This window comes from Parachlamydia sp. AcF125, assembly GCF_018342475.1.
In the GTDB taxonomy this organism is placed as follows: Bacteria; Chlamydiota; Chlamydiia; order Chlamydiales; family Parachlamydiaceae; genus Parachlamydia.
Genome location: NZ_JAEMUD010000002.1, coordinates 235,546 through 248,583 on the forward strand (window position 1 = coordinate 235,546; position 13,038 = coordinate 248,583).

Genomic DNA, 13,038 nt, shown 5'->3' on the forward strand with positions numbered 1-13,038 from the left:
AAAATGAGTAAAAAAGCTTGCCCCGATGATTTAACGGCTGAAGAACGGGAAAAAACAAAAATAGATAGAAATTAAGCATACGAAAAGAGGCCGAAAACTGAAGGGGAGCAAAAGAAGAAGGATGTCCTTGTAGACATATGGCACATGAATTTCCTCATCAGACATTGACGAGACAAGGCCATATTTGGAAGAATCCATAGCAATTAAGGGAGCTTCTTGGCAAAAATATAGAAGCCTCGGGAGTGGTTATCGATAGCCAATCCATTAAGATCCAGAAAGGAGCTCTGTAGGATTTGATGGGGGAAAAAGTAAAGGGCAGAAAAAGGCATGCTTTAGTAGATACCCCAGGCTTTTTGCTCGATATCTGTATCGCAAGTGGTAGCGTGAGTGATAACCAAAGGTTTTTCAGTAAACTCTATTGTTTTTCTATCGGCTCGGAAAATATAGGGGATCATAGTTATCAAGGAGCGCCTCTAAAAAAATCGCTTCTAGTTAGAGTGTTGAGCTTGAAATTGTTAAAAAGCCACCTGGTAGGTTCCGCATTTATAATGAAAAGTGGGAAGTTGAATGGATCCCTATTCAGAGGGAATTTACCATTTTGCCTAGGCGATAGGTAGTCGAGCGAACATTTACTTGGCTTGGAAGATATCGTCAAATGAGTAAAGATTATGAATCCCTGACTTCAACGAACCGAGCAGAGGTTTTTATGTGTAGCTTTAGGGCAACCTCAGACCCTTATGTAGAAAAGGATAGTATTTCAAAACGCCCTTTTAGAGACTGTCTACGAACCTAGCATAAATTACTTAATCTTTTAGGCATTATTCTACATATTCCCAAATAAAACCTATTCAAGCTCGTATCCTCGCGTTGGACTCGTAGCCTTTGCTTAACTGTTGTAAGTTTCTTAGCCAAGCGAAAGTTCTTTCAACTTTTCGGTTCTATCTCAAATGTTTTTATATTTTCTTTCTACTGGCTCCCGCTCAATTTCATCTAATAACATTCTATCTTTCATATCATTTCTTACTGGAACCAAGATCTGCATGAACCTTTTTTAGGTAGGTTTACTCGCTTTTGATTTAACCAGCATAGGGCTCCTCATCCATCACGATCTATACAGCTGTTTTTACACCTTGGCTATCAACTATTTCGACTGGACCGTTGCCATTTCACCCTGATGCCTTTCGCAGAATATACCTCAAGTGCTCATAGAGGGTTATGAACAGCCTCTTTTTCTTCCGTCGCATAAATTGGGTTTAAGGCAGCTTTCCATAGAGGAAAAGTGCGAGGCATGTCTCCCTATTGGCATCCTGCGCGTAAAATATAAAAAATAAGATTCAACATTTCCCGCCTGCAAAATTTAGGATGGCTCTTGGGATCCCAACAGCTCTCTTTTTTTATTAAAGGCTCTCTTCTATTCATCCTCGGAAGGTTTGCTCGGATAGACAAGTGGTTTCTTATTTTTCATAGTATTGCTTCTTGTGAGAACAATTCCTATACAGGGATTAAAATTTTCGTAGACAGTCTCTAAATAAAAATTGAAAATCTTTAATTTTCTTTTATTCAGAAATATTAATAAAAGTTATTCTGCATCAAAATCTCGCTAATAAGACACGTATTCTTCGATAAATAGCAAGAATTGCATGCGCTCCTAGAAAAATAGCTCTTAAATTTTGTTTGTTTGTCAGAGCTTATTTAGCTTGCTGGAATTTGCTGACTTAGTGGAAGTGGGGATTAGCTTATCTTCTTTTAAATAATTGAAATTGCGTTAGACGATTGAGTTTTCCTCTTTTTAAATTCCACTCTTCAAATTTAATCTTCAGTAGTGCTATAATCCGTACCTTTCATGCGTATTGATTGCAAGATATAAAGTAAACGCTCTTTAAAAGGAATGGGATGACAGAACCACTCACATTTGCTTCGAAAGAACAATTAAATATCATTGAGGTTTTCTCAAGTGTTCAAGGAGAAACAAGCTTTGCTGGTCTTCCGACAACTTTTATCCGACTAGCTGCTTGTAATTTGCGTTGCGCTTGGTGCGATACTTCCTATTCGTTTGGAAGGGGAGACGCCCGCTTGATTTCCCAAATTTTAGAACAAGTAGAAGCTTTTGGATGCCAAAATGTTTGCGTGACCGGTGGGGAGCCTCTTTTACAAAAAAATGTGCATATTCTTATGAGCTCCTTATGCGACAAAAACTATACAGTAAGCTTGGAGACTGGAGGTTCATTGCCCATCGATCGAGTTGACCCACGCGTGCATATTATTTTGGATGTGAAATGCCCCGATAGCCAAATGAGCGATCGCAATTTTTGGCCCAATTTAAGCGAAATACGCCCGCAAGATGAGGTTAAATTTGTAGTCAATGGGTACCAAGATTATTTATATGCGAAAGAAGTTTGTGAAAAATTTCAGCTTTTTTCTCGAAAAATCCCGGTTTTATTATCTCCTGTGTTTGATGTTTTGGAGGCCAAAGAGCTTGTAGGTTGGATTTTGCAAGATAAGTTACCGGTACGCTTAAACATGCAATTACATAAGTTTATTTGGTCTTCAACAACTCGGGGAGTATAACATGCAAGCAATTGTGTTATTGAGTGGAGGCTTAGACTCTACCGTGATGCTTGCCCGTCTTCATGAGCAGCAAATAGAAACCCTAGCGATTAGTTTTGATTATGGGCAGCGCCACCGCATTGAATTGGAATGTGCTAAAAAGATAGCAGCTTTCTATCAGGTTGAACATGAAATTATTCCGATTGAACCATCTATCTTCCAGGGAGGCTCAGCTTTAACCTCATCCACGGCACCCCAAAAAGGAAAATCCAAAGGCGATATTTTAAAGCAAAGTATTCCCATCACTTACGTGCCTGCACGCAATACTCTTTTTTTAGCTTATGCTTTAGTTAAAGCTGAAATGCATGGGGTTCAGCAGATTCATTTTGGTTCAAATGCCATGGATTTTTTGTCTTATCCAGACTGTCGCCCAGGCTACTTTGAAGCAGCTCAGAACCTTTTCAATCAGGCTACAAAACAAGCTGTTGAAGGAAAAGCTCCCCAAATTGTGACCCCTCTTTTGAACTGGTCGAAAGAGGAAATCGTCAAAGAAGGTTATCGATTAAAAGTCCCTTTTGAATTAACTTCAAGCTGTTACGATCCTACGGAAACGGGATTAGCATGCCAGCAATGTGATGCTTGTGTGTTGCGGCGTGAGGCTTTTCTTTCTCACTCTTTAGGCTAGCTAAGCCGGATTTCCAATTGATGGGAGGCCCCTTTTCTTACACTAAAGAGGGGGGATAAGCGTAACATTTTTTGCATATCGGCTCGCGCGTAACAGTTCCATTCTTTCATGGCTTCTTTTTCAAGTAAGTCTATAAAGTGATCCAAGTTGTAGCTGACTTTGAGAGAGTAAAAATAGGTCGAAGCTTTTTTTGTTAAATCTTCATAGACCGCTGCGGTAGGGCGATCCACGCAAAAAAGATCTTTTTCCACTTCAGGCAGGAAAGAAGCTAAGCAAAAATGGTTGGAATAGAAAAGCTGATTAAAAAATTCTAGAGCGCGAGGGGCGATTTTAGAAGAAGAGGAGACTTTTTGCAGGCGTTCTTTTAATTCTTGCAAAGTAGCAATGCCTGATCGATTGAGCATCCAAGGCTTAATGAAAGTGTCTACAACTTCCTGCATGCGCTTCTGAACTTGGGCGCATTTCAAAGGAGAGGTGCAGAACTGTTTTACATCTAAACTCCACTCTTCTTTCTTTTGAGCGCTTAATTTTCTGATTTCCATACTTTCTAAGGGAGAAAGCGAAAGAAGACTACTTAGATCAAACTTTTCCAAAAAGATATAGCTTTTTTTTCGGTCGTAAGATCCCACCAGGCTTTTAATCCAGGACCCCCATCCTAACGAGTAATCCTTCTCAAGAGAGCGATTTTTTAAATATTTTTTAAGAGCTTGCTGAATCTCATCGATATGCCCTTGCCCCATCCCTTTTAAAAATACCAGATCTGGCGTATCTGCTTTTAAAAGATCTTGGAGCGTATACTTCCCATTTTTTTCTAAACATTTCTCAGCGGGAGAAGATAGCCCTAATAGATGAATGGGTTCTTCTAGAAAGAGAGGGGCCATCCACTCGCGAAAACCCTGGCCAAAATCAAATTCTAATTGCTTTTTTTCTAAAACTGTAAATTCGGAAACCTCTTCTGAGATAGAGGAGGATAGGCTTGGAGAAGTTGTTGGGGTAAGCTTTCGAATGGAATTTATATTGACAGTTTCTAACGCATAAGTTTTTTCCAGGCCGTGTGTATAAGCGGTTTTGTAAATCTCGGCAAAGGGAATAGGAGCAGGAGAGGAGTTTAAGTTTTGTTTAAGCCCTGCATCTTTGCTAGGATGAGAGAAGGCAGAGCTTTTTCCGCTATCAAGAGGGGGAAAAAATTCTTCTTCCCCATCCTCTTTATCAGGATTTATTAATTGATCAAATTGTTTCTTTAGATTTTCAAGTAAAGCCATTGTCAACTCGGATGATTTGTTCCTGATTTATTTTTAAAGAAGTTGAGAAATAATAGGAACAAAAATCCATCTTAAACCGTTTTAAATTATAACGCATTTTTATTTTTTGTTTGAGGGGAATGGGGAGGAGAGAAACCATACCTTCAACTAAGAAGGTACGGTAGATCGCGTTAAGCCTAACCTTCATCGGAAGCTATGATTTCCGTATGGCTATTTTCAAGCTGGTTAATCAAATCAGTCTGCTCTTGTTTTTTTGCGGAAAATTCCCGTTCGATTTGCTCAATTTTTTGCTGCAAAGAAAGAGCTTCGCTTTCTTTTTGCGAAACTAAGGTTTGATAGCTGTGCTCCATGGAAGCTATTTTCAGATCCCGTTCCTGCAACAACGCCGTGAGATGTTCAAAGTCTTTTTGCAAAGCAGCGGCCTGTTGTTGTTTCTCAAGCTCTTTATGCTCATGAATAGTTAAGGCAAGTAAGTAATTGTTTTGGAGTTCCCGATGTTTATCTTGCAAAAGTTGAATCTCATCCTCGACCCGGGTAATGTGCGTTTCTTTTCCTTGTAGAGCCGATGAAAGAAGCTTAAGCTCACTTTCTAAAGCGTGCAATTCTTGCTCGCGCTCTTCCTGATTAGCCAAGTTTGTATGAAAGCCGCTCAGTAGCTCTCGGTGCTTGTCTTGTAAAAGTTGAACTTCTTGCTCCATGTTACCGAGGTAAGTCTCGTTCTCTTTTAACAAAGAGGAAAGCCGTTGGATTTCATCCTGCAAGAGATGCTCTTCTCCTTCTTTCTCTTTATCTTGAAGGGGGGCTTCTTTTGCTTGGAGTAAAGAGGTCAGTTCCTCCACTTCTTCCTGCAGCAAAATGACTTCTTTTTCTTTCTCGTTTTGCAAAGCCATAGCGTTTGCAAGGGCTTGCTTAGAGTGCTCTTGAGCAACCATGATCTCTTGATAAGCTTCTTTGAGTTGATTCCTTTCTTGCTCAAGAAGCGTGATAAGGGTTTCTTTATTTTGAAATTCAGATGTTAAAGAGGTAAGTTTTTCTTCTAATAAGAGGGCTTCTTGCTCTTTTCCCTTATATAAGCCATTTGCCTTTTCAATTTGATTTGTTAGCTCTTGCAGCAAATTTTCTTGCTGAGAGCGTGTTAAGAGGTAATCATTCTGTAATTCTTGGTATTTTTCCTGTAGTAATAAGATCTCTTGTGCCGTATTGAAAGCGTGTAATTCCTTCTCTGCAAGAGAGAGCGCAGTTGCTTGGAGCTCCGCTTTCAAAGCCGTTGCTTGTTCTTCTTGTTCTTTTTGCAAAGCTAAACTGTTTTCAATTTGCTTACTCAGATCTAGTTGCAAAGCTTTCTGGTTGGAAATTTGCCCCTGAAGGTTATTTTGAAGGTCTTCATTTTGGGCTTGTAAAGTTTGGATTTCTTGCTCTTTATTTTGTAAAATAGAAGTCAAATTTTGGAATTCTTCCTGCAACCGTTTTGCTTCTTCCTCGTGTTCTTTCTGGCGCACTAAAGTTTGTTCCATTTGTTGCCCAAGCTCTTTTTGAGAAGTCTCTTGGTGTGCAAGCGACTCTTTAAACTGCAAGATTTCTTGTTCAAGTTGGCGATTGAGGATTTCTTTTTCTTGCACTAAAGAGGCTAGATGCTCGACTTTTTCTTGCAAGAGCAAGGCTTCAGTCTCTTTTTCTTTTTGCAGGGCTAAAGCGCTCTCAGTTTGAGTGGATAGCTGTGCTTGCGCACTCTCTTGTTGAGCTACGGCTAATAAATACTGCGTATTTAATTCTTGATATTGGCCATGTAAAAGCTGTAATTCTTGTTCGATACGAGCGAGATCTGTTTCTTTTCCCTGTATGGTAGCTGTTAAAGATTCTGCATCTTTTTCCAACTGATGGGAGGCGAGCTCTTTTTCTTTTTGTTGCGCAAAGGCTATTTCCAATTGAGCAGCATAATCGGCTTTAGTGCTTTCATGGGCGTCTAAGGCGGTTAAGTAGTTGTCTTGCAAGGCTTGGTATTTCTCGTGCAGCAAGGCAACTTCTTGCTCCATATTTTCTATCGCGCTCTGTTTTTCAGCTAGCAAAGAAGTTAGCTGCTCACGTTCATCCATACTTTTTAGAGAGGAATGGTTAAACATTTCGTTTGAAGCTATTTGAGCTTGATAATCCTCTTGCAAGTCCTTAAAAGCCGTTTTTTCAGCTTGAATCGTTGCCTTTAATTGCTCAATGTTTTCTTCGGCTTTTTGTAAAGCTTCAGCAAGATGCACATAATTTGCCTGTTCTTTTTCTAGGTTTTCTAATTTGAAAAGGGTGGCAGCTAATTCATTAGCTAAGCTTTGGGAATGGGCGCGTTCCTTTTCGATATTTTCTTGCAGGGAAAGCTCTAACGCCTTGAAATTTTCGATTTCTTGCTTTTGAGCCAGGATCATTGGATCGTATTCATTTTTTTCATCCACAAGCTCTGCAAGCTCTTGACTTTTGGGGTTAATTAAAGCCGCTACGAGTTCTGATTGCCCTTCGCTAGGAGAGTGCAAAGCTTGGATTTCCATTTGCAATAAGTGAATCGTTTTCTCATTTTCGGCCTGGGCAAGAGAGTGTAAATGGAGAAGCTGATCGTATTCTTCTTGGATGGTTTTCAAAGCGAGCTCGCGCGCGCCAAGTTCTTTATCAAGAAATTCAAGTTTTTCATGAGCATCTTCAAGCTTAGCAAGTTTACTATCGGGTGGCCCTAATTCATCCGGCTGTTTTGAGGAGGGGAAATTTTCTGCGGCTAGGCGCGTATTCAACGCTTCATGAACCTGGTGGAGGGCGAGGATTTCCTTATTTTTTTCTTCCACCATTTTTTTTGAATTTTCCAGATCTTGCTGCAGGCTGGCGATCACCTGATGTTTGTTTTGTAAAGAATTTTCAAGCTCTTTTTGATTTTGGCGCGCCTCTTGAATTTGTGCTTGCAAAGCTTCAATTTTAGCCTGTTGCTCGGGATTAAGCTGGTATCCGAATAAATCCACTTTTGCGTGCAACAATTCGTAGGAAAGGTTTTGCACTTCCTCACTTAGATTTTTAATTAAATGCTTGTCATCCTGCGTTTCTTGCTGCAGCTGTTGAATCACTAAGGTTTGTTTTGTTAATTTTTCTTTTTCTGCGGCTGTTAAAATGGCAGTTTGAGAAGGAATGTACAAATCGGAAGGGGTGAGATGGTCTGAATTGGTTTTACCGTCTCGAATGATTTCAAATCCAATAATCCCCATTAGCAGGCAAGTCGCCACGCTTAAACCAATGGCTGTTTTCCTTTGTTTTTTTTTAGGAGAATAAGAAGGGGGTTCCGAGAAGCGACTTGATTGAGTTGCAGGGTTTTCAGAGTCTTCCGAAGGGTTAGAATTTATTTTCATCGTTTTTTTCCACCAATTCATACGTGATTAGTAATTGAAGCAAGATTTGCAAGGATAATCCATAATCTCTCGGCGATTAAAAACTCAACATAAAACTTAAGCAAGGTTTTAAGTTTGGAAAGGAAAGCCATTGAAAAATTTATAAAAAAACAGTAGGATCTGGCCAAATGCTAGCTTAAAAAAATGGGCTACCGAGGACAAAAAAGGAATATTCATGGCTGAGCATCAGCGTTATACAAATAGACTCATCCATCAAAAATCTCCTTACCTTTTACAGCATGCCCACAATCCTGTGGACTGGTACCCTTGGGGAAATGAAGCTTTTTTGGCAGCCAAGGAAACTGATAAGCCCATTTTTTTATCCATTGGCTATGCGACTTGCCATTGGTGCCATGTCATGGAGCAAGAGTCTTTTGAAAATGTGGAAGTTGCGCGGGCTTTAAATAAAGCGTTTATTAATATTAAGGTAGACCGGGAGGAGTTGCCTGAAATTGATAGCTTATACATGGAATTTGCCCAAAGCATGATGTCTGGAGCAGCAGGCTGGCCTCTCAATGTTATCTTAACCCCAGATTTACACCCTTTTTTCGCGGCAACTTACTTGCCGCCCATAAACAACCATGGACTTATAGGACTAATGGAGTTAGTCCAGCGTATTCATGAGGCATGGCATGGAGAAGAACGGGAACGGATTTTGGTTCAGTCAGAAAAAATTGTGGAAATTTTTGAACAGCACGTGCATACCAGCGGCGAATGGCTTCCACCCCTAGAAATCATTGAAAAAACAGTGGAGATGCTCATTAAGTTGGCCGATCCTATCCACGGAGGAATGAAAGGGGCTCCCAAATTCCCGATTGCCTATCAATTCGTTTTTTTACTTCGTTATTCCATCGAAAAAAAGGATAGCCGTTCCTTATTTCTGGTTGAGCGCACTTTAGAAATGATGCAGAGGGGAGGAATTTATGACCATTTAGGAGGAGGATTTTCTCGCTATAGCGTGGATGAAGCCTGGCAAATTCCCCATTTTGAAAAAATGCTTTACGATAATGCTCTTTTAGCTAGCTGCTATCTCGAAGCGTGGCAAGCCACCCAAAATAGGCAATATAAAAAAATAGGCGAAGAAATCTTACACTATATTTTGCGAGATATGACTCACTTTCAAGGAGGATTTTATTCTGCCGAAGATGCGGATTCTGAAGGGCATGAGGGGCGCTTTTATACATGGACCTTAGAAGAAATAGAAGCGTTGTTAGGAGGGAATGAGAGTAAACTTTTCATCGATTATTTTGACGTTACTCCTGAAGGAAATTTTGAGGGGCGAAACATTTTGCACACGCCTCTTAGCCTAGGGGAATTTGCTAAAAAGGTAGAGGGGGATGCGCAGCAGCTTGATCTCTTGTTTGCTGAACAAAAGCATATTCTTTGGAAAGCGAGGGAAAAGAGGGCTCATCCTTTTAAAGATGATAAAATTTTGACTGCATGGAATGGTTTAATGATTCATGCTATGGCCGAAGCAGGTTGTGCATTTGGCGATAAGCGGTTTTTGGCAGCTGCACAAAATAGTGCTAAATTTATCAAAGCTAAATTGTGGAACGAACAAGGATTGCTGCGCCGATGGCGAGATAATGAAGCGATGTTTGCCGCAGGGCTAGATGAGTATGCATTTTTGATTCGCGCCTTATTGACCTTATTTGAAACGGGTTGCGGTACAGAATGGCTGCAATGGGCGCTTGAACTTAACGAGATTCTTGAGTTGCAATTCAAAAGCGAAAATGGAGCGTATTATCAGACTAACGGACAGGATTCTTCCTTGATCATCAGGAAATGTCAATTTTCAGATGGAGCAGAGCCCTCCGGGAATGCCATTCAATGCGAAAACTTGCTCCGCTTTTATCAATTGACTCATGAGTATAGCTACCTAAAAAATGCTAGCGATATTTTACGGGGGGCCAGGAAATTGATGGAGCATTATCCTCCAGGCTATTGCTATCACCTGATGAACCTTCATAAATATTATGCTAAAGATCGGTTGCCCACCATTACCATCGCCTTAAATAGCCAACACGCCCATTTTCAAGAATTGTGCCAAAATCTTTACCAGCATTTCATTCCTCATAAAGCGGTTATTTGGAGGTATCCTGACGATGAATTGCTGTTTAATCTTTTACCGTTTGTAAAAGAGCAAGTTCCTCTCCATGATCAAACAACTCTTTATATCTGCTATGGTAAGCAATGTGATTATCCACTTGTCAACCTATCGGAGATGCTTAAAGCAATTGGCAAGCTTTAATCTATATTTAAAAATTTATTTTAACCCGTATTTTGGGCAGCTCACACAAATTTTCTTGTGCTCAGTCCAAAACTTTGCTAACATGCTGCCTTGAAATAAGCGAGTCATTTGCAAGGGACAGGGGTCATTTCTTTCCTCTTGGTAGCCTATGCAGCGCTGAAGACACGATAAATAAGGAGAAATTTTTTATGGGCGTTTCCACTCTGAAATTAGATTCAAAGGTACCTTTAACCGATCTTATTGAGAAAGCCAACCAAACACTCACTGATAATCCGACCTGGACCGTTTCCACTCGCTTGAATGTAAGAAAACCGGGTAATTGCTTCATTGAATGGTTGCGCTATATTTTTTGCTTTGATTCCACTTCTTCATGGGGCTATAAAAAGACAGCAGCAAAGCTTCATGCTTTAATTGAAAATAACCCTGTTCAAATTCCTCATGCAGGGCATTCCTGGAATTCTCAATTTAAAAGAGAGATGGGAAATATTTTAACAAGGGTTTTACGCATCACCGAAATAGCCGAAGGTGGAGAAATTAAGGTTGACCCCGCGTTTACAAAAAGGCAGAAGAGGGTAGATGAAATTAAAGCCATCTATCGCCGCACGATGGATCTTTTAGATAACATTTCTCATTCTGACGAAGTAAAAGACGCTCAAGATAAATACGCAGAAGCTTGGGAGAATGTAAAAAAGGTTGAAGCCCAACTAAGAGCGAAAGAAGAAGCAATCAGCACCCTAACGGATCAAATTAGCGCTACAGAAACAAGTATCCAAGAAAAGCGAGAGGCTCTAAATAAACTTGAACAGGAGAAGGGGGACTCCCCAGAAATAGAGGGTTTAAAGGGCGAGGTAGAGGTTCTTGACTCTCGTTTATCAGACCTTCAAGAAAAGCTTATAAATGTGAAGAAAGAGAAATCTGCAGCTGACCAAGAAGAAACTAACTCTGTAATGGAAAGAGGCCAACGATATAGCCAGCTAATTAGTCTACAGACAAAAAAGACCGCTTAAACGGCAGACCAGCCAACCTATCCAATTCTTGTGTGCAAGGTTGTTCCTTTGCATTATAGAAAAGGGTTTTATCATCAAAGGAGCTAAGGCTCCTTTGATGTTTTTAATGGCAGGGGATCTATCTTTGAATGATCTCCCTTAAGTTGTCCTAGACAATACTTGACCTGACAAACGATTGTCTATCGGAGTATTTATTTGGCTTCGTCCCATCCGGCCAGTTGCGTGGCGTCCGTTGAAGTCGATCAGGTCGCTATCTTTCATTTCGCCTAGGCGTACATCAGCCTTTTTGGCTAGTTGATGGTCTTCGTATTCTTCGACCTCCCGAATAAGCAGCTCAGAAGCAAAATTTTTCAAGGATTGTCCTTTCTTGGCGCAAAGCATCTTGAGAAAGGGATAATGCTCCCTAGGGAACTCGAAATTTAGTCGAACGGTATTTTTCATGGTTTTTTTTCCTTCAATTTCCCACAGATGAAGCTTTATTTAAAATGTTATTTTTAATAGCCCGGGACGTTTCTAAAAATGGAGATAGCTAGGCTTAACACATGACTGGAATGATTTACCCTGAAAAATTGACAGATTCTTCTTTACATTTTTAAGAGTTCAGAATGAGATCCTATCCTTTCAAACAAGGCTTCCCTGCTCTCTGGAAAAATTTTATAGATTAATAAGACGTCGTTCTTAACATGACATTCCCTTCTGCCCATCCAATTTCCTGTTAAGGTGTGATCTTTATAAATTACTGGTAAAGGTTCTTCTTTTAAGATATACATCATCACTATTTTTAGTTCTTTCAAGACTTCTTTTTTATGCTCGTATTTTTTAAGATCTTTTTTAAATTGCTTAGTGTTTATCGGTGTCAACATTGTCTAGTCCCATTGCTTCCCAAAACTCATCATTATTTTTATAACGCTCTAGATTCTCTCCTTTGTCACTCTCTTTCATTGTTTTAATGGTAAGTTCATTTGGTCCATAAGTTTCACAAAGTGGGCAACGTTTTTCTTTTTCTTCTACTAAGGAAAGCAAAAATTCATTCATGCTTTTATCTTCTTGAGCTGCTAGCATGCGAATTTTTTTTCTTTGTTCAGCTGAGCAAACCAGGCTTATCCTCACTTCTGCATTAGGGGATTTTTTTGATTGTTTTGGTATAGACATATCTCCTCCTTTTCACTACATTTTCATGATAACATAAAAATTCAATTTATGCAAATACTCAATTTACTCAATTTAGTGATAAACTCTCATAAATCAATTCAGTTAAGAAAACTAGATTTATGTTTTTATTCCTCGTGCCTGATATTCCAGCGCTAGAGGCTTGATTACTAAAATAGGCGATCAGGGGATGTTCAAACCTAATGCAAAACTCTCGATAGGTCAAGAAATGCTAAGGTGATCGAGCTTGGAGAAAGCGATAGATCGGGAACTTATTAAAATTGATGTCCTCAGGAGCGTCAAAATTTAGACGAGGAAGCTATTCGCTTAGTCTCTCAAAGCCTCTTTTTGAGAGATCCTTTGCTGCAAAATATAAGAGATAATGGACAAAAAGCTCTAATAGTGGACACTACAGGGGCATTCATCAAAAGATTTTACAAAGAGGGTCGAGACATCATCCTCAATCCTTTCGATGAAAGAGGGCTGAAATGGCATCCTTACGGTTGCAGAAATTACCGAATGTTTTCCAAGTGTTTCATTTGCTTTTCGGGAAGAATTCAACCTGCAAGCCGCTTTTAGAGCTTTCTAGGAAACTTTATAGCCGAGAGAGTCAGCGGCACAGAAGTTTATGGGTTCATTTGAGAGAAAACCACAATGGAACTTGCGGCAGATGCGCGGCATAGAACTTTTCGAAATTACAGTAAGCTGCATTGCCCTTGTTAAAGTC

11 protein-coding genes and 1 pseudogene are annotated in these 13,038 nt (G+C 39.9%); 6 read left to right on the forward strand and 6 right to left on the reverse strand.

Going from position 1 to position 13,038, the window contains the following annotated elements; all coding sequences use genetic code 11:
- Positions 1–332 precede the first annotated feature (332 nt).
- Positions 333–464, reverse strand: coding sequence for a hypothetical protein (locus tag PARA125_RS09965; protein WP_283248334.1), 132 nt, complete (start codon positions 462–464; stop codon positions 333–335).
- A gap of 125 nt (positions 465–589) precedes the next feature.
- Here PARA125_RS09965 and PARA125_RS09795 point away from each other — a divergent pair.
- From PARA125_RS09795 to queC, 3 genes and pseudogenes are all read left to right on the forward strand, one after another.
- A pseudogene (locus PARA125_RS09795) lies at positions 590–793 on the forward strand (hypothetical protein); the annotation flags it as partial.
- A gap of 1,100 nt (positions 794–1,893) precedes the next feature.
- On the forward strand, positions 1,894–2,568 hold the full coding sequence (locus PARA125_RS05170) for a radical SAM protein (protein WP_213157667.1): 675 nt from the start codon (positions 1,894–1,896) through the stop codon (positions 2,566–2,568).
- 1 nt (position 2,569) lies between these two features.
- Entirely contained in the window at positions 2,570–3,232 is a 663-nt protein-coding gene (queC, locus tag PARA125_RS05175) for a 7-cyano-7-deazaguanine synthase QueC (protein WP_213157668.1), read from the forward strand.
- Here queC and PARA125_RS05180 read toward each other — a convergent pair.
- Both PARA125_RS05180 and PARA125_RS05185 read right to left on the reverse strand, forming a co-directional pair.
- Positions 3,229–4,494 (reverse strand): DNA-directed RNA polymerase subunit alpha C-terminal domain-containing protein, encoded by a 1,266-nt coding sequence (locus tag PARA125_RS05180; RefSeq protein WP_213157669.1) that lies wholly within the window; start codon positions 4,492–4,494, stop codon positions 3,229–3,231. The genes queC and PARA125_RS05180 overlap by 4 nt on opposite strands.
- Before the next feature lie 176 nt (positions 4,495–4,670).
- Entirely contained in the window at positions 4,671–7,865 is a 3,195-nt protein-coding gene (locus PARA125_RS05185; RefSeq protein ID WP_213157670.1) for a coiled-coil domain-containing protein, read from the reverse strand.
- 214 nt (positions 7,866–8,079) lie between these two features.
- Between PARA125_RS05185 and PARA125_RS05190 the strand changes: the two genes are divergently transcribed.
- Together PARA125_RS05190 and PARA125_RS05195 are read left to right on the forward strand one after the other, a co-directional pair.
- Positions 8,080–10,155 (forward strand): thioredoxin domain-containing protein, encoded by a 2,076-nt coding sequence (locus PARA125_RS05190; RefSeq protein WP_213157671.1) that lies wholly within the window; start codon positions 8,080–8,082, stop codon positions 10,153–10,155.
- 188 nt (positions 10,156–10,343) lie between these two features.
- On the forward strand, positions 10,344–11,162 hold the full coding sequence (locus PARA125_RS05195) for a hypothetical protein (RefSeq protein ID WP_213157672.1): 819 nt from the start codon (positions 10,344–10,346) through the stop codon (positions 11,160–11,162).
- A 138-nt stretch (positions 11,163–11,300) separates the two neighbouring features.
- Here PARA125_RS05195 and PARA125_RS05200 read toward each other — a convergent pair whose 3' ends face one another.
- The 3 genes from PARA125_RS05200 to PARA125_RS05210 all read right to left on the reverse strand — a co-directional run bounded on the left by PARA125_RS05200 (position 11,301) and on the right by PARA125_RS05210 (position 12,314).
- Complete coding sequence (locus tag PARA125_RS05200; protein WP_213157673.1) at positions 11,301–11,603, reverse strand: hypothetical protein; 303 nt, start codon at positions 11,601–11,603, stop codon at positions 11,301–11,303.
- A 143-nt stretch (positions 11,604–11,746) separates the two neighbouring features.
- The gene (locus PARA125_RS05205) at positions 11,747–12,025 is read right to left on the reverse strand and encodes a type II toxin-antitoxin system YafQ family toxin (protein WP_213157674.1); all 279 of its coding nucleotides are present in this window, start codon (positions 12,023–12,025) and stop codon (positions 11,747–11,749) included.
- Complete coding sequence (locus PARA125_RS05210) at positions 12,003–12,314, reverse strand: hypothetical protein (RefSeq protein ID WP_213157675.1); 312 nt, start codon at positions 12,312–12,314, stop codon at positions 12,003–12,005. The genes PARA125_RS05205 and PARA125_RS05210 overlap by 23 nt, the downstream gene beginning before the upstream one ends.
- Before the next feature lie 357 nt (positions 12,315–12,671).
- Here PARA125_RS05210 and PARA125_RS10155 point away from each other — a divergent pair, with 357 nt between their 5' ends.
- Positions 12,672–12,890 carry a type IV secretion system DNA-binding domain-containing protein gene (locus tag PARA125_RS10155; protein ID WP_213157676.1) on the forward strand — a complete coding sequence of 73 codons (219 nt, stop codon included), beginning with the start codon at positions 12,672–12,674 and terminating at the stop codon, positions 12,888–12,890.
- The last annotated feature ends 148 nt before the right edge of the window (positions 12,891–13,038 follow it).